Here is a 17,091-nt window from a genome sequence, read left to right on the forward strand (position 1 = left end):
AGGGCAAGGCGATAGAAGAAGCGCACGAGCAGTAATCGGAGAAATTCTATGGCCGCGCCCAAACCTGTTGTCTTGTGCATTCTCGATGGGTGGGGGCTGTCCGAAGACACCAAAGCCAACGCGCCGTATCTTGCGAGCACCCCGACCTTTGACGCGATCATGGCCAAAGGCCCTCATGCAACGCTGATCACCCACGGACCCGATGTTGGTCTGCCCAGCGGGCAGATGGGCAATTCAGAGGTTGGCCACACCAATATCGGCGCAGGCCGCGTTGTCGCCATGGATTTGGGTCAGATCGATCTGGCTATCGAAGATGGGTCATTTTTGGAAAATGAAGCGCTGCAACAATTTATCGCCAAAGTGAAAGCCGCAGGCGGGACAGCGCATCTGATGGGACTGATCTCGGACGGGGGCGTGCATGGGCATCTGAACCATATTGTCGCCGCGGCGACTGCAATCACCGACGCGGGTGTCCCAGTTGCGCTGCACGCAGTCACCGATGGGCGGGACGTAGCACCAAAATCGGCGCTGACCTATATCGCGGAACTGGAAGAGCGCCTGCCCGAAAACGCGCACATTGTGACCGTCTGCGGACGCTATTTTGCCATGGACCGAGACAATCGCTGGGAGCGTGTCAGCGAAGCCTTTGACGCGATGATCAAAGGGCAGGGAAGGGCGGCGCAAAGCGCCCATGGTGCGGTCGATCATGCCTATAACCAGTCTGAGTCAGACGAGTTCATCACCCCGACCGTTCTTGATGGTTACACGGGCGTTCAAGACGGCGACGGGTTTTTCTGCCTCAATTTTCGAGCTGATCGGGCGCGGGAAATCCTGCGCGCCATTGGAGAGCCGGGATTTTCTGACTTTGATACAGGGCTGCGGCCCAATCTCTCGACACTGCTGGGCATGGTCGAATATTCGGACGGCCACAACGCCTATATGACCACGGTTTTTCCCAAACGGGCCATCGCGAATACTCTGGGTGAATGGGTGGCCAAACAGGGGTTGCGCCAGTTCCGGTTGGCCGAAACCGAGAAATACCCGCATGTAACCTTCTTCCTGAACGGCGGCAAAGAGACGCCTGAGCAGGGTGAAGATCGTTTTATGCCTAAATCGCCAAAGGTTGCGACTTATGATCTGCAACCCGAAATGTCGGCGGCCGAGGTCACGGCTAAATTTGTTGAGGCTATCGAAGACGGATATGACCTGATTGTCACGAACTATGCCAATCCTGACATGGTGGGCCATACCGGTGATCTGAAGGCGGCGATCAAAGCGTGTGAGGCTGTGGATCAAGGTCTGGCACAAGTTGTTGCTGCACTGGAAAAGGCCGGCGGTGCGATGATTGTCACCGCAGATCATGGCAATTGCGAAATGATGCTTGATCCCGAGACGGGTGGTCCGCATACCGCCCACACACTGAACCCGGTGCCGGTGGCGCTGGTCGGTGGGCCTGAAGGGGCGCAATTACGGCAGGGGCGTTTGTCGGATCTGGCCCCAACCTTGCTTGAGTTGATGGGCGTGCCAAAACCACCAGAGATGACCGGAGAAAGCCTTTTGTCATGAAACTGGCGACCCTTGCGGCTTTCCTGATTTCAGCCGTTCCGGCGCTGGCCCAGTCGGATTCATCGCTCGCGGCATTGAAAGCCGCAGAGATGTTGGAGGACGCCTCAATCTCGCTAAGCGAGGCTGACGGTGCCCGAGACCGCGTACGTGCGCTTACCCAAACGATCCAAGCCTATGAAGCGGGGTTGAGCGCGATGCGGGAAGGGCTGCGCCAGGCCGCAACCCGCGAGGCGCAGCTGAGCGCCGAGTTGCAGGCGCGCGAAAAGGACGTCCGGCAGTTGATCGGCGTTTTGCAAACCATTGAAACAACGGCGCCTCCGGTTTTGATGTTGCATCCATCCGGCCCATTGGGCGCGGCGCGGGCCGGTATGATGCTGTCCGAGGTCACTCCGGGCTTGAACGCCAAAGCGCAGGCTCTGGCAGATGATCTGAACGAGGTACAGACACTGCGCCTGCTGCAACAAAGCGCGTCGGAAACCCTGACTGAGGGTCTTAGCGGCGTTCAGGATGCACGCGCGCGCCTGAGCGAAGCCATCGCCGATCGCACAGATCTGCCCAGACGATTTGTCGAGGACCCAGTGCGCACGGCCATTCTGATTTCCTCGACCGAAACGCTGGACGGGTTTGCAAGTGGACTATCTGAAATCTCGGAAGGCGAGATCATTGAAACTGATGCGGATGTTTCGGGTCAGAAAGGGCAGATTTCTTTGCCGGTCCAGGGCGTCTTGTTGCACAAAGCTGGCGAAACGGACGCTGCGGGGGTGACACGCGCCGGTTTGGTGCTTGGAACACGTCCGCGTACGCTGGTTACTTCGCCCACGGCGGCCACGATCCGTTATCGAGGTCCCTTATTGGATCTGGGGAATCTGGTCATTCTCGAACCGCAACCGGGGCTGCTTTTTGTGTTTTCCGGGTTGCAAGAGGTCTATGGCCACCCCGGTCAGGTGATCCCCGAGGGCACTCCGGTGGGCTTGATGCCCGGTGAAACGCCCGAAATTGGCGCAATATTGTCAACAAGCGGTGATGGCACTGGAACTGATCGCTCAGAAACGCTCTATATAGAGGTAAGAGAAGATAACAGCCCCGTGGACCCGGAAACATGGTTCCGGACCGACAAGGATGGATAAACGAGTATGAAGAGATTTGTGATGGCCGGTCTGGCCGGAACTGTGGCAGGAATTCTTGCAACGACCCAGATAGCGGGACCACTGCTGGCGCAGGAGGCCGAAAACAAGGCCAGCGTCTATGAGCAACTGGATCTGTTTGGCGACATTTTTGAGCGCATCCGCGCGCAATATGTTGAAGAGGTCGAACCCGAAGAGCTGATCGAGGCAGCCATTGATGGCATGTTGACCTCGCTTGATCCGCATTCCAGCTATCTTTCGCCCGACGATGCCGAACAGATGCGCGTGCAGACCCGGGGTGAGTTCGGCGGGCTTGGTATCGAAGTCACGCAGGAAGACGGTTTTGTCAAAGTCGTATCGCCGATTGACGACACCCCTGCCGATGCGGCTGGAATTGAAGCCGGGGACTTTATCACTCATGTAGATGGCGAAAGCATTCTGGGCCTTACGCTGGATAAGGCTGTTGACCTGATGCGTGGCCCGGTGGGTTCCGAGATTGTGATCACCGTCGTTCGCGAAGGTGAGCCGGATCCTTTCGACGTCACGATCATCCGGGACACGATCAAACTGACGGCTGTTCGTGCGCGCACCGAAGGCACCAGCGTTGTTCTGCGAGTTACCACGTTCAACGACCAGACCTTCCCGAACCTTAAAGAAGGTTTGCAGGAACAGATCGAGGAAGCCGGTGGCATCGATAAGGTCAATGGATTTGTCTTGGACCTGCGCAACAATCCGGGCGGCTTGCTGACGCAGGCGATCAAAGTCTCGGATGCGTTCCTGAACGAAGGCGAAATCGTTTCGACCCGCGGCCGTGATCCGGAAGAGGGAGAGCGCTTTAATGCTTCGCCCGGCGATCTGGCTGAAGGCAAACCAATCGTTGTTCTGATCAATGGTGGTTCGGCATCGGCGTCCGAAATTGTGGCCGGTGCATTGCAGGATCACCGCCGTGCGATTGTGGTCGGCACGAAAAGCTTCGGGAAGGGCTCCGTGCAAACGGTTATGCCTCTGCGAGGTGACGGGGCCATGCGTCTGACCACGTCACGCTATTACACACCGTCGGGTCGTTCTATTCAGGCCCTTGGTGTCAGCCCTGATATTATCGTGGAACAGCCAAGGCCGCAGCCCGAGACTGAAGAGGAAGAGGATAGCCGCTTTACCCGATCAGAGGCCGAGCTGCGTGGCAGCCTGGACAATGACAGCCTCAGCGAAGATGAAATTCGCCAGATTGAAGAAGACCGTGCCAAAGCCGAAGCCACGGCTGAACTGCGGGAAGAGGATTATCAGTTGGCATATGCCATCGACATCCTCAAAGGCCTTTCGGCGTTTAACCCCGACGGGCCGTCTCAATAACAAAACGGGGCCGCGGCGAACACGGCCCATTTTCTTTGTGCAAACGTCACTGATAGAATTCGGGTTCAGAGGTCGCTGGCGGGGCGCGTTTCAACTGTATGTGAAATCGGGCTAACCTTCGATCTTGTGTAGCTTTTTTTCATCCAGCAGAAGCGCCAGGACGATACCCACCGATACGGACACGGTCGAAAAGACAAACGCCATGCTCATACCGCTGTTGAAAGCAGCGGACAGGGCGAAATGAACCTTTTCCAGGTCAGCTTCGCTCAGATGGCCGATCACCGCCTGGGCCGAAGGTGTATCCAGTGTACCGCCATTGATCGCCTTCAGGTCCGACCCGTTCAACTTGATCCCTGCCGCGGTCAAACCTTCACGCAATTTGGATAGGCTTACGACATACATGATGGCGGTGGCGCAAGCGACGGAAATGGCACCATACACCAGATGCGTCATGAAACTCAGCCCACCGACAAGGCCAGCGCGTTCGGGTTTGACTGCGCAGACGGCGGCCGTTCCGGATGGCCCGACCGTCAGTGTCGCGCCCAGCCCGATCATTGCCATACCGGGCAAAATGCGAAAATACCCTAAATCGCTTGGCATTACGACAATTGTCGCGGCCCCGATTGTGGCGATAATATAACCCCAGAACAAAAGTCGCTTGGGTCCGAAATCATTATACAACGTGCCCGAGACAATCGATCCCACAGCCAGAAGCACCGTGAGCGGCGCCAGTCCCAGAGCGGACTCAAAGGCCGACCAGCCCAGAACCTTTTGCATGTATTGAGGGAAGTAGAGCAGCCCGACGAACGCGGCAGAGACGTTAAACATATTCAGGCCAAGCGTGATCCTGAATTGGCGGTTCTGCATCATTTGAGGCAAAAGCAGCGGTTCTGTGACACGTTTTTCTATCCTTGGGAACAAAATGAACAGCACCGCGCTGATGAAAAACAGCATTAACAGCGGAACTGATGTCCATCCCCAATCCGCACCAACATCCAGCGCGTAAAGCAAAAACAGAACGGCAAACGCCAAGAGACCCATGCCAGCGAGATCGAGATGTTCGTCCTTTTTGTGCTGCGTCTCGCGTTCCATCAGGATTAGGGCGGTGGCCATCGAAATACATGAGAAAACGACATTGGCTAGGAAGAAATATCTCCATTCTCCCAGATTTACGGCCAGTCCGCTGATCATAGGCCCAAACACATTGCCGGTGGTCACACCCGCCAGGATCAGGCCCATAACAAGGGCCCGGTGTTCTGGTCTGGACACTTTGGTCGCGCCAAAGGCCAGTGTACAGGGCCAAACACATCCTGCGCCAATTCCCTGCAGGGCACGGGCAAGAACCAGAAAATCAAGGCTAGGCGCGACAAAGCACATGATTGAAGCGAAGAGAAAAATGCACAGTCCGATGATCATCATCTTACGATGGCCATACATGTCACCCAGTCGCCCGCCCGCAACCATAGTCATGGCAAAAAACAGGGCGTAAATGTTCAGAACCCATTGAGTGCTGGTGATGTCTGCATCAAAACTGTTTTCGATTGCAGGCACCAGCATCAGAGCACCGGTAAAATCGATGCCGATCCCAAATCCTGTCACCATTAATGCGATGACTTTAACAATGCTGCTGCGGTCCATGTCGGGCGCGATCCACTTTGAATGCGACCATGATGCACGGAAAATAGCTGAAAAGATAGTTTGGGAGCCTTAACGCCTCAGTCGTCGTCGTGGTGCACCCGACGGAACGCTCTTTTCAGCATGTCCAGTTCCGCGCGAAGCAACGCAACCTCGGCGCGAAGGTCATCCGCAGCAGGGGTACCGGCGATAATAGTAAAGTCACCTAGTTTTTCAGTCGTTGCAGCATCCGAGATGACAAAGCTATGAACCCCTTCGGACAGGGCTGACCGGGGTACCTCGATACTGAGATCCCAGCCATTTTCCGCCGGCGAAAGACTGGCAGAGTTCAGCGGTTCACCAAGGTATTGAACCTCAATTGCCGGTTCCTGGTCGATCCCCATATGGGCTTGCCAAACCCCGTTTTCGAACCGGATGAAAGTCAGTTTTGATTGCGTCATGTCCGGTCGTCTCACAAATCGGCACGATGGAAGCGGCAGAACGTCAGGTCCCGCACAACCATCCGGTTCATTTTTGGGGTCTCAAAGATCAAATCAACCCAGATCTTTTCGATCCGACGCTCGTTCAGGGGCAGATGAGCCAGGTCGAAATCTACGGCTTTTTGGGACTCTGAAGGGCATAATTCCCGTAGCACCTGCTCAGAATTGGGGCCGTGCTGAATATTGAGGCGGGCGAACATGCCAGAGGGTTTTTCGCAATTGATCACACTCTCCATTCGTATCAGATGCTCGCGAGAAAGGTCCTGTATTGCGTCCTCTGGCAGATCGACGGACACCGAAAGGAACGAGCCTTCAAAACTGAAGACTTCAACAGCCAGACTAAACGGGGCTAAATCGCGTGCATCGCGATTTCGAATTTGCCGTACGGCAATCTCGGATAGAGGGCAGTCATGAAACAGGCTGACCTGCGCATCAAGGGATGATTTGCGTGGGGCTGAGGCTATGCCGGTTTGCGCCAAAGGGCCACGCCACAAATCCGGCCTGCAGCTCCAGTCGGTGCCGACAGGCTTTGGAAACTGCCTGGATCCGATCTTGGGACGGATCAGACGGGAATCGGCCACTTGAATCAACTGATCGAGTTGGCCGCGCAGTACACGCGCCTGATCACGTTGTATTTTCAAGTCTGCTTGACCGACATCCTGCGCGTTTTGCACCGCCCGCCGCCAACGGTCCAGTGCCTTGCGATGAAAATAACGATCCAGAATTCTGCCCATGGCCTCGTCGTCCGATACACAGCCTCTTTAGTCAAGATGGTGCAAGCAACAAACCGCAATAACGAAATCGCGATCTTCATGCCGTGTTTTTCAGTTGGGTCAGGCGCAAATTTGGGTTAGGCGCCAACGAATGGCGCGCGCCCGTCTTGCCTTGCAATGGGCATAGTCACGGCGTACCGTCAGGCCCTGCAACATGGGTCACCCAGTTTTAGCCACACATCCGTTTAGCTATCTATAAGGCCGTGAAATGGAGCCCACATTATTTTCTTTCATTTGGAAGTACTCGAAGAAGCAGCAGTTGGTCTTGCTGTTGCTGACAGTGCTGTCATTTCCCTTCCTTTACGCCTCGTTGGAACTGCCCAAGCAGATTATCAACGATGCCATCGGCGCTCCGGCTGATACGGTCACCATCTGGGGCATCACCGTAACGCAAGTTCATTACCTGTTGATATTGTGTGTTGCGTTTCTTGGGACTGTTATTGCCAGCGGCCTGATGAAAATGCGCATCAACACGATGAAGGGTGTCCTGGCAGAACGCATGCTGCGTCGGTTGCGGTTCACGCTGATTGAACGTTCGATGCGCTTTCCAAAGTCTTATTTTGCCACCACCAGTCAGGGCGAGCTGGTTTCGATGATTACATCCGAAGCAGAACCGATGGGTGGCCTTATGGGTGACGCGATCGCTCAGCCCGTGTTCCAGTTCGGTCAGATGATGACGATCGTAACATTCCTGTTCATGCAAAGCGTGTGGTTCGGACTGGCCAGCATTGCTTTGATCCCCTTGCAGGCATGGCTGATCCCCAAATTGCAGCGACAGATCAACCTGCTGAACAAAGACCGTATTCAGGAAGTCCGGCGCCTAAGCTCGGAAATCGGTGAAAGCGCTGCGGGGATCAGTGACCTGCGCACCAATGGCGGCTGGCGCTATCGTCTGGCCCAGTTCAGCGACAGATTAGGAAAATTGTTCGAGATCCGCTTTAAGATCTACAACAAGAAATTCTTCATGAAGTTCCTCAACAATCTGATCACTCAGATGACGCCCTTTCTGTTTTATTCCGTGGGTGGTTATCTGGCGATTACGGGTGAGGTGACGGTGGGCGCTCTGGTCGCTGCTTTGGGGGCTTACAAGGATCTGAGTGGCCCCTGGAAGGACTTGCTGACCTATTACAACCAGGTTCAGGACATGTCTTTGCGGTGGGAAATTGTGACCGAACGGTTCGCCCCTGACCACATGATCCCCAAAGAGCTGTTTTCCGGAGAACCCGAGTCAATCCCGCGCCTGGACGGCGCGATTGAGCTGCGCAATGTGACAGTCCGCGACAGCGACGGCAAAACCATTTTGGAAGATCTGGATCTAACCATCCCCCACGGCGCCCGCGTTGCGATCCAGTCAACTCACGCCTCGGAACGCAGTGCGCTAGGTCAGCTTTTAACCCGAGAAATCCTGCCTGTTCAGGGGGAAGTGATCGTTTCCGGCCACAACCTGAACGACTTGCACCAGGCTGTGATTGCAGCCCGGATTGGCTATGCGTATTCGCGCCCCTATCTGTTTGATGGAACTCTGGGTGATAACCTGATGATGCCGTTACGCACGCATCCCCAGCACGATGCCGAAGCGCAGAAAGCTCCGACTCGCAAGCAGATTGAAGCTGCCCGGTCCGGTAATCCGGTCGACTCTTTGAACGATGAATGGATCGACCCTGGTTTGGCGGGTTTGGACGATATCGAAGATATCCGCGATTGGTGGTTCCAATTGGTCGAAGCCATGGGGATTGACGAGTTCATGTTCCGTCGCACGCTGCGCACGCAGTTTGACCCCGGAATTCATCCCGTTTTGGCCCGCGAAGTGGTCAATCTGCGGGAAACAATTGCCGAGCGTCTGAAAGACAAAGGTCTGGACCGCTATGTCTATCGCTTTGATCCGGATCGGTTTAATCCGGCGGTTCCTTTGGGCGGCAACCTGCTGTTCGCGGCACCGTCGCGGGAAATCTCACCCGACTATCTGGTCGAGGATGCCCGTTTCCTGAAAATGCTCACTGTGCATGATCTGGCAGAAGAAGCCCTGAGCATTTCCAATGCGGTTCTGGACACACTCAGTAAAACCTTCGGGCGGGACGGCGCGGACCACCCCTTGTTCCTTCGGCTCGGAATGTCGAAAGACATGTTCCACAGGTTGCTCGACATCGAGGATCAGCGCAAAGCCAAAGGTGATATGGCACTCAGCCCGGAAGACCGTGCTTTGCTGTTGACGGTGCCTTTCCTTTTGACCGCCGAGCAGATCGGACCGGACTTCCCCGAGGAATATAAGGACAAAATCCTGACGATCCGAAAAAGCCACGCCGAGCGGTTACGGGGTGCAATGGACGGATTGTTCATGCCAGTCACGCCCGATCTCTACGTGCCCCGACTGACCGTGATGGAGAACGCGATCTATGGTCGGGTTTCTCTGATGGCGGGTGCACATGCGGACGAAATCGAGGATGTGGTCGCCGAAGCCCTTAACGAAGCGGGGCTTCGTCGCAGAGCCGCTGCGATCATCTATGATCTGCCATCCGGTCTGGGCGGTAACAATCTGCCAACCGTTTTTCAGGAACGCGCCGCGTTTTCGCGCGCTGGGATCAAACGCCCAGATGTCCTGATTCTGGACAAGGCATTGGCCAGTCACGATTCAGAAAGCCGGTTGCGCACACGTTTGAAACTGCGCGAGCTTTTGCCCGACTCGATTATGATATTCATGGAAGATCACTTTGCTCATCCCGAAGCCTATGATTTGTTTATTGAAATCAAGGAGGGCCGAATTGACGGCGTTTCCCGAAGCAAATCTGAACATACGGGCAGCACCTCGGATGATCTGAGCCGGAAGCTTGAAATCCTTTCGGCCACGGAGTTGTTTTCAAGTCTGGATGGGCGCAACCAGCGGCTCCTTGCATTTTCAGCCCAATGGTACGAGGTCAAAGCTGGACAAGTCATATTTTCGCGCGGGCAGGCCCCGGATGCCGCATATCTGTGCATTTCGGGCCAGGCTCGGTTGGATTGGTTCAACGATGATGGAACTAAGCGTCCGATTTCGATCATCGAGCCAGGGCGCCTCATCGGAGATTTGTCGATCATTACAGGTGAAGACCGCCAATTGGATCTGGTCGCCACAGAAGACTGTCTGTTCCTGCGCATCGGGGCCGAGGAGCTGCGTGCCGTGGTTGAAAGCGATGCAACCGTTGCTACGCAGTTGCTCAGAACCGTTGCCGGTTATCTGACAACGCTTTCCACGAGGATCTCGGCTGCCCAAAACGCCGAGGACGTGTTGCCCTCGGTGTCCCAAGACACAGAGCCAGAGAGTTCAAACAACCATGCCTGAGGCATACACCCCACACGCCTATCTGACGGAAACCGCGCGCAAGCGGCCCGAGGTTTGGCGTCTGCTTCTGGGCCTATTGTTGATCGGTATATTGGTCAGCCTCCTGAACATGGTGTTCTTTGCCGTGCTCGTAGAGATGGGCCCAGACGAATGGGCACAGGAACTTTTGGTGGGGAGCTCGCCGCTTGCATTAATTCTGCTGCTGATGAGTTTCGGGTTCATAACCTTAGCTGTGGCCATCGCCGCCCGTAAGATTCAACAAAGAACACTTTGGTCCATAATTGGAGACCGCAGCATTGCCATAGCGCAGTTTTTCAAAGTTCTAAAAGCCTTGATTATCCTCGGCGTGATCGGGTTTCTGCTGCCGCCTTACGGGATGGGTGGAGAGCTGACGCAAAAGCTGCCGCTGACAACATGGGCACTGTTGCTTCCGATTGCGGCCTGCGCCGTCCTGATTCAAATCAGTGCCGAAGAAATCCTGTTTCGCGGGTATATCCAGCAAACTCTTGCAGCGCGGTTCAGTTCACCGATCATTTGGATGGGCCTGCCATCCATTTTGTTTGCAGCAGGCCATTATTCACCAGACGCGGCGGGGGGCAATGCGCTCTTGATCGCGCTTTGGGCCTTTGTTTTTGGGCTGCTGGCGTCCGATCTGACGGCCAGAGCAGGCACTTTGGGACCTGCCATCGCCCTTCATTTTTTCAACAATTTCATCGCTTTGCTGTTCATTTCATTGCCCGACAGTCTCAGCGGGTTGGCACTTTTTGTGCTGCCCTTTGACACGTCTGACCCGGAACAGCTGCGCCCTTGGCTGTTGGTGGACTTGGCGGTTATGTTCGTTTGCTGGTTGGCCGCGCGGCTTGCGCTCAGGCGTTGATTGCATTTCCTTCCGTTGCGCCTTATTTGACGACAACACCGCAAAAGCCAAGGTTCCCACATGAACTGGATCACAAACTACGTCCGCCCCCGGATCAACTCGATCTTTTCGCGCCGCGAGGTTCCCGAAAACCTCTGGCATAAGTGCGACGAGTGCGGAACGATGCTGTTCCACCGCGAACTGGCCGAGAACCAGAATGTCTGCACCCAGTGCGGCCACCACATGGCAATTACCCCGCGTGACCGGTTCAAGCACCTGTTCGACGGCGGCGTTTTCACAGAAGTTGAGGTCCCGGCCCCCAAGGACGACCCACTACAATTCCGTGATCAGAAAAAATACCCGGACCGCATGAAAGCGGCGCAGAAAAAGACCGGTGAAAAAGAGGCTATGCTGGTGGCCGTGGGCGAAATTGGACGCACTCCGATTGTTGCTGCCGCGCAGGATTTCTCTTTCATGGGCGGCTCGATGGGCATGTATGTGGGCAACGCGATCATCGCTGCCGCCCAAGAGGCGGTAAAGCTCAAACGCCCGCTGATCCTGTTTTCGGCCGCCGGTGGAGCCCGGATGCAGGAAGGTATCCTAAGCCTGATGCAAATGCCGCGTACCACTGTTGCGGTTGAGATGCTGAAAGAAGCGAACCTGCCCTATATCGTCGTTCTGACCCATCCCACTACTGGGGGTGTAACTGCTTCTTACGCGATGCTGGGCGATGTGCATATCTCGGAACCCAACGCGTTGATCTGCTTTGCCGGCCCCCGTGTGATTGAACAAACGATTCGGGAAAAGCTGCCTGAAGGGTTCCAGCGCGCCGAATATCTGCTGGATCACGGTATGCTGGACCGAGTCACCAAGCGTACCGAAATGCGTGATGAGCTGATTACCATTACCCGGATGCTTACGAACCAGCCTCCGGCAATTGTTGGCGAACTGCCCGCACCAGAACCGGAAGAAGCAGCTGAGGCACCGGCCGAAGAGACCAGCCAGAAATGACCGCACAAACATCTGACGCAATTCTTGATCGGATGATGGCGCTACATCCCAAGATCATTGATCTGACCTTGGACCGCGTTTGGCGTTTGCTGGCTGCGCTGGATCATCCACAGCTCAAGCTGCCCCCGGTTGTCCATATTGCCGGAACCAATGGCAAAGGCTCGACCCAAGCCATGATCCGCGCGGGGCTTGAGGGGGCAGGGCACTCGGCACATGCCTATACCTCGCCCCATTTGGCGCGGTTTCACGAACGCATCCGGCTGGCTGGAGAATTGATCTCGGAATCCGATCTGACGGCGGTTTTGGACGAGTGCTATGCCGCCAACAAAGGTGAAGACATCACCTATTTCGAAATCACCACCTGCGCGGCTCTGTTGGCCTTTGCCCGTACAAAAGCAGACTATACTCTTCTTGAGGTTGGTCTGGGCGGACGACTGGACGCCACTAACGTAATCGATAATCCTGTAGTAACAGTGATTACGCCGGTATCGATCGATCATGAGCAGTTTTTGGGCAACACATTTGGCGAGATCGCAGCTGAAAAGGCCGGGATCATCAAACCCGGCGTGCCCTGCATCGTTGGGCCCCAACAGGACGAAGCCCTTGAGGTCATAGAATATACAGCCGCTCGACTGGGTGCTCCGTTGTTGGTTCATGGGCAACACTGGAATGTGCATGAAGAAAACGGACGCTTGATCTATCAGGACGAAACCGGTTTGCGGGATCTTCCACTGCCCAACCTGCTGGGTGCGCACCAAATTCAGAACGCGGGTGCGGCCGTGGCCGTTTTGCGCCATCTGGACATGGGCGATGACGCCTATGAGGCTGCCGTGACCAAAGCCGAATGGCCCGCCCGTATGCAGCGCCTGAAAACCGGCCCGTTGATCGAACAGGCACCACAGGCCGAGCTTTGGCTGGATGGCGGTCACAACGCGGCAGCAGGAATTGCTCTGGCTGATGTACTGGCCAAACTACCGCAGAAACCGACGCACATGATCTGCGGTATGCTCAACACAAAAGATGTAACCGGGTATCTCTCACCTTTGGCCGGGCAGGCCACAAGCCTAACCGCCGTTTCAATTCCGGGTGAAGCCGCGACACTCAGTGCAGAAGAAACTGCAGCTGCAGCGACCAAAGTCGACTTGCCTGCGTCTACGGCAAACAATGTATCGGAAGCGTTGGCGGCGATCACAGCCGACGACCCCCAAGCCCGTGTGTTGATCTGCGGCTCGCTTTACCTTGCGGGCAATATCCTGCGCGAAAACGGCTAGGCACGCCCCGCGCCCTTCACCTGGCTCGAAATACTTTGGGGAGGCGCGCGCAGCGCCCCCTAGGCACCCCAGTCTTTGTCCTGCATCTCCCTTAGGCGTGAGGCTGTGCGTTCAAACTCAAAGGTCCCTTCGCCTTCCACATAAAGCATTTCGGGCTCAGCTGCGGCGGAACAGATCAAGCGGACCCTGGCCTCATATAGGGAATCGATAAGGGTTACGAACCGCTTGGCTTCGTTAAAGTTGTTGCGCGACAAGCGTGGGATGTCTTCCAGCACCAGCACCTTCACAGCATCGGCAATTGCCAGGTAATCAGCAGGCCCCAACATCCGTCCACACAGGTCGTAGAATGATGCCCGCGCGACCCCGTTGCGAAAGGCAGGCAGCTCAACCGCGCGGCTATTGACTTGCAAAACAAGCGGTTCGGCGGGGCCGCCTGCAAGATCCTTCCAAACCTCTCGTATGTTCTGCCGGGCTTCTGGGCCGATTGGCGAAAAATAGACCGGCGCACCTTCCAGCCGGTTTTGGCGGTAGTCGGTGGGCGAAACCAGTTCCCAAACCCGTAGCTGTTCCTTGATATGCGCAATGAACGGCAGAAACAGCTGCCTGTTCAGCCCATCCTTGTACAGATCATCTGGATGCCGGTTCGAGGTCGTCACAACCACCACGCCACCCTCATTCAACAGATCGAACAGACGTCCAACAATCATCGCATCGGTGATGTCCGTGATCTGCATCTCATCAAAAGCCAGCAGCCGGACGGATTTGACCACGTCCTTCGCCACCGGAGCCAGTGCATCTTCGACGTTCTCTTTCCGAGCCTTATGCATCCCAGCGTGGATTTCCTGCATGAAAGCGTGAAAATGGACACGTCGCGCCGGTATGTCGCCGAGCGTTTCGACAAACATATCCATCAGCATCGATTTTCCTCGCCCGACTCCTCCCCAAAGATACAATCCTTTTGGGGGTGGAGGCACTTTGCGGAAAAAACCGCGTTTAACTGGCTCTGACAGCGCGGCACGGACACGTTCGAATTGCGGAAGAACGGCCTCTTGTGCGTCGTCGCGGGTCAGGGTTCCATCCGCGACGCGGGCCTCGTATAGCGATATTAGATCCGTCATAATTCCGAGCCTTACCCGCCCGACCGCCCGTTGAAAAGAAACCATTTTTTTTGGCACATCAAATTTGCTTATCCGTGACTGCAAATCTGCTGAATTGACGTCGCCCGCAAAAGCGATACGGTCCTTTGGACGAAACGCCCGAGATATCAATGCCACAATCCGCCCGCTTGCTGAATCCGATCCTGATCGTCGGATGTATTATCATCACGGTCAGTTTTGCCGTGCGTGCATCGTTCGGCGTGTTCCAGATTCCAATCGCGGATGAGTTCGGTTGGCTGCGCACTGACTTTTCAATGGCGATTGCAATTCAAAACCTGGCGTGGGGCATCGGACAGCCCATCTTTGGTGCAATTGCCGAGAAGATTGGCGACCGCAAGGCGATCATTCTGGGTGCTTTGACCTATGCTGCCGGTATGGTGCTTTCTGCATGGTCCGTCACTCCATTTGAGCATCAGATGTATGCGTGGTTGGTAGGCTTCGGCATCGCAGGTACTGGGTTTGGTGTGGTTCTTGCTGTGGTCGGTCGCGCGTCTTCAGACGAAAACCGCTCGATGTCGCTTGCTATCGTCACAGCCGCAGGAAGTTTCGGGCAGGTGCTGGGTGCCCCCACCGCCGAGTGGCTGCTGACCTTCCTGCCTTGGCAGCAGGTTTTTATCGTGTTTGCGGTCGCGATCCTGGCGCTTGTGCTTGCTCTGCCATTCATGCGCGCGCCGCAAAGTGCCAGCAAGACGGAACTGCAAGAAAGCATGAGCGAGATTTTGGGCAAGGCGTTCCGCGATCCTTCTTATGCTTTGATTTTTATGGGGTTCTTTAGCTGCGGGTATCAGTTGGGATTCATCACCGCCCATTTCCCGGCATTTGTGACCGAAATGTGTGGCCCGATTCAGCCCGGTGGTGTTTTGCATTCCGTCGGTATCACCTCGACGTCAGCGCTTGGGGCCGTGTCGATTTCGCTGATCGGTCTGGCCAATATCGGTGGTACATTGCTGGCGGGATGGGCAGGGAACCACTTCCCCAAGAAATACCTTTTGGCTGGGGTCTACACGGGGCGCACATTGGCAGCGGCTTTGTTTATCCTGTTCCCGATCACTCCTCTATCAGTCATCGTATTCTCGCTGGTGATGGGATCGCTTTGGTTGGCCACTGTGCCACTCACGTCGGGTCTTGTGGCGCATCTTTACGGCTTGCGGTACATGGGAACGCTTTATGGCATCATCTTCTTCAGCCACCAGCTTGGCAGCTTTCTGGGTGTGTGGTTGGGTGGTCGCTTGTATGATCAATTCGGCGATTACAGCATGGTTTGGTGGATCGGCGTCGCGATCGGAGCATTCAGCGCAATCGTGCATCTGCCCATCCGCGAAAATCGTTCTGCCCTTCCGGCCTAAAATCTTCCTAATCAACAAACCAAAAACGGCAAGCACCTGGTGCGACCCAATTTTTCAACGCGATGCCAGACCTATGTGCTAACCAGCCCTGTCTGGGAATAAGCCAGCCAATCCAGCGGCTGAGGCTTCGCAAACACCACGTTCGGTAATCAGCCCGGTGACAAGCCGGTTTGGGGTGACGTCAAAGGCCGGATTGCCCCCCTCCGTTCCAACTGGGGTCACGCGCACATCCGAAATCGCGGAGTGCTCATCAACACCGAGGACATGAGTCACTTCGCGTGTATCGCGTTCTTCGATTGGAATTTCAGCTACGCCATCGCGCACGGTCCAATCTATTGTCGGAGAAGGCAGGGCAACATAAAATGGAATATTGTTGTCATGCGCTGCCAACGCCTTGAGGTAGGTGCCTATCTTATTGCAGACGTCACCCTGTGCCGTGGTGCGGTCGGTGCCAGTGATAACCATGTCAACCAACCCATGCTGCATCAGGTGCCCTCCGGCATTGTCCACAATGTAGCGATGGGGGATGCCGTGCTCGCCCAGTTCCCATGAGGTCAGCGCACCTTGATTGCGGGGCCGGGTTTCATCCACCCAAACATGCAGGGGGATGCCCTCGTTATGCGCATGATACATCGGGCTCGTGGCCGTGCCCCAATCCACCGTCGCCAGCCACCCCGCGTTGCAATGGGTCAACAGCCGCACCGGTTCGCCCGCGGGTTTGCGTGCGGCAATCTCTTTGATCAACTCCAGCCCGTGGCGACCAATCGCGGCGTTGATTTCGACGTCTTCGTCAGCGATTTCCTGCGCCAAGACCCATGCGCGTTCGGCACGATCGGACGCAGCCAGCGGCATCAGGGCCTCTCGGCATCGGTCCAAAGCCCAACGCAGGTTGATTGCGGTGGGCCGCGTTGCGTGCAAAACATCATATGCCGCATCAAACGACGCTTCGGAGCTATCACGGGACATCTGTTCAGCTATGCCAAAAGCGGCTGTCGCGCCAATCAAAGGTGCGCCCCTGACCCACATATCCCGAATTGCAGCTGCAAACTCATCCAACGTTTTCAAGGTTACGACCCGGAAATCATGCGGCAACCAGCGTTGATCGATAATCCGAACCTCGCCCTGTGACTTGTCCCACCAAATCGATCTGTAGTGAGTGCCCTGTACTTGCATAATGCAGTCTCCGTGTTCGAATGGTCTGATCAGA

At 55.7% G+C, this 17,091-nt stretch carries 13 protein-coding genes; 8 read left to right on the forward strand and 5 right to left on the reverse strand.

Annotated elements, in window-relative coordinates:
- Positions 1-48: 48 nt before the first annotated feature.
- From gpmI to GS630_RS01705, 3 genes are read left to right on the forward strand one after another with little or no spacing between them, the layout of a single operon-like run.
- Complete coding sequence (gpmI, locus tag GS630_RS01695) at positions 49-1,566, forward strand: 2,3-bisphosphoglycerate-independent phosphoglycerate mutase (protein WP_171621017.1); 1,518 nt, start codon at positions 49-51, stop codon at positions 1,564-1,566.
- A complete protein-coding gene (locus tag GS630_RS01700) occupies positions 1,563-2,693 on the forward strand; it encodes a murein hydrolase activator EnvC (protein WP_171621018.1) in 1,131 nt (376 codons plus the stop codon). Before gpmI ends, GS630_RS01700 begins: the two co-directional genes overlap by 4 nt.
- A gap of 6 nt (positions 2,694-2,699) precedes the next feature.
- Complete coding sequence (locus tag GS630_RS01705) at positions 2,700-4,040, forward strand: S41 family peptidase (protein WP_171176860.1); 1,341 nt, start codon at positions 2,700-2,702, stop codon at positions 4,038-4,040.
- Positions 4,041-4,151: 111 nt separating this feature from the next.
- Here GS630_RS01705 and GS630_RS01710 read toward each other — a convergent pair whose 3' ends face one another.
- From GS630_RS01710 to GS630_RS01720, 3 genes are all read right to left on the reverse strand, one after another.
- Positions 4,152-5,678 carry an MFS transporter gene (locus GS630_RS01710; RefSeq protein WP_171621019.1) on the reverse strand — a complete coding sequence of 509 codons (1,527 nt, stop codon included), beginning with the start codon at positions 5,676-5,678 and terminating at the stop codon, positions 4,152-4,154.
- Between the two features lie 77 nt (positions 5,679-5,755).
- The gene (locus tag GS630_RS01715) at positions 5,756-6,115 is read right to left on the reverse strand and encodes a hypothetical protein (protein ID WP_171621020.1); all 360 of its coding nucleotides are present in this window, start codon (positions 6,113-6,115) and stop codon (positions 5,756-5,758) included.
- Positions 6,116-6,126: 11 nt separating this feature from the next.
- Entirely contained in the window at positions 6,127-6,888 is a 762-nt protein-coding gene (locus GS630_RS01720; RefSeq protein WP_171238318.1) for a DUF6478 family protein, read from the reverse strand.
- A 247-nt stretch (positions 6,889-7,135) separates the two neighbouring features.
- On the opposite strand from GS630_RS01720, the gene GS630_RS01725 reads away from it, so the two are divergent.
- Genes GS630_RS01725 through GS630_RS01740 form a run of 4 tightly spaced genes read left to right on the forward strand, consistent with a single transcriptional unit; the run spans position 7,136 to position 13,381 of the window.
- Positions 7,136-10,243: an ABC transporter transmembrane domain-containing protein gene (locus GS630_RS01725; RefSeq protein WP_171176869.1), complete on the forward strand. Its 3,108-nt coding sequence runs from the start codon at positions 7,136-7,138 to the stop codon at positions 10,241-10,243.
- Positions 10,236-11,120 carry a CPBP family intramembrane glutamic endopeptidase gene (locus GS630_RS01730; RefSeq protein WP_171176871.1) on the forward strand — a complete coding sequence of 295 codons (885 nt, stop codon included), beginning with the start codon at positions 10,236-10,238 and terminating at the stop codon, positions 11,118-11,120. Before GS630_RS01725 ends, GS630_RS01730 begins: the two co-directional genes overlap by 8 nt.
- A gap of 60 nt (positions 11,121-11,180) precedes the next feature.
- Entirely contained in the window at positions 11,181-12,110 is a 930-nt protein-coding gene (accD, locus tag GS630_RS01735) for an acetyl-CoA carboxylase, carboxyltransferase subunit beta (protein ID WP_171235192.1), read from the forward strand.
- Positions 12,107-13,381, forward strand: coding sequence for a folylpolyglutamate synthase/dihydrofolate synthase family protein (locus GS630_RS01740; protein ID WP_171711841.1), 1,275 nt, complete (start codon positions 12,107-12,109; stop codon positions 13,379-13,381). Before accD ends, GS630_RS01740 begins: the two co-directional genes overlap by 4 nt.
- Positions 13,382-13,440: 59 nt before the next feature.
- Here GS630_RS01740 and zapE read toward each other — a convergent pair whose 3' ends face one another.
- Positions 13,441-14,499: a cell division protein ZapE gene (gene zapE, locus GS630_RS01745; protein ID WP_171711843.1), complete on the reverse strand. Its 1,059-nt coding sequence runs from the start codon at positions 14,497-14,499 to the stop codon at positions 13,441-13,443.
- A gap of 149 nt (positions 14,500-14,648) precedes the next feature.
- Here zapE and GS630_RS01750 point away from each other — a divergent pair, with 149 nt between their 5' ends.
- On the forward strand, positions 14,649-15,884 hold the full coding sequence (locus tag GS630_RS01750; RefSeq protein ID WP_171176880.1) for an MFS transporter: 1,236 nt from the start codon (positions 14,649-14,651) through the stop codon (positions 15,882-15,884).
- Between the two features lie 78 nt (positions 15,885-15,962).
- Here the strand turns inward: GS630_RS01750 and mtnA are convergent, their stop codons facing one another.
- Complete coding sequence (gene mtnA, locus GS630_RS01755) at positions 15,963-17,057, reverse strand: S-methyl-5-thioribose-1-phosphate isomerase (RefSeq protein ID WP_171621022.1); 1,095 nt, start codon at positions 17,055-17,057, stop codon at positions 15,963-15,965.
- Between the last annotated feature and the right edge of the window lie 34 nt (positions 17,058-17,091).

It is taken from the genome of Ruegeria sp. HKCCD7303 (assembly GCF_013111185.1).
GTDB lineage: Bacteria > Pseudomonadota > Alphaproteobacteria > Rhodobacterales > Rhodobacteraceae > Ruegeria.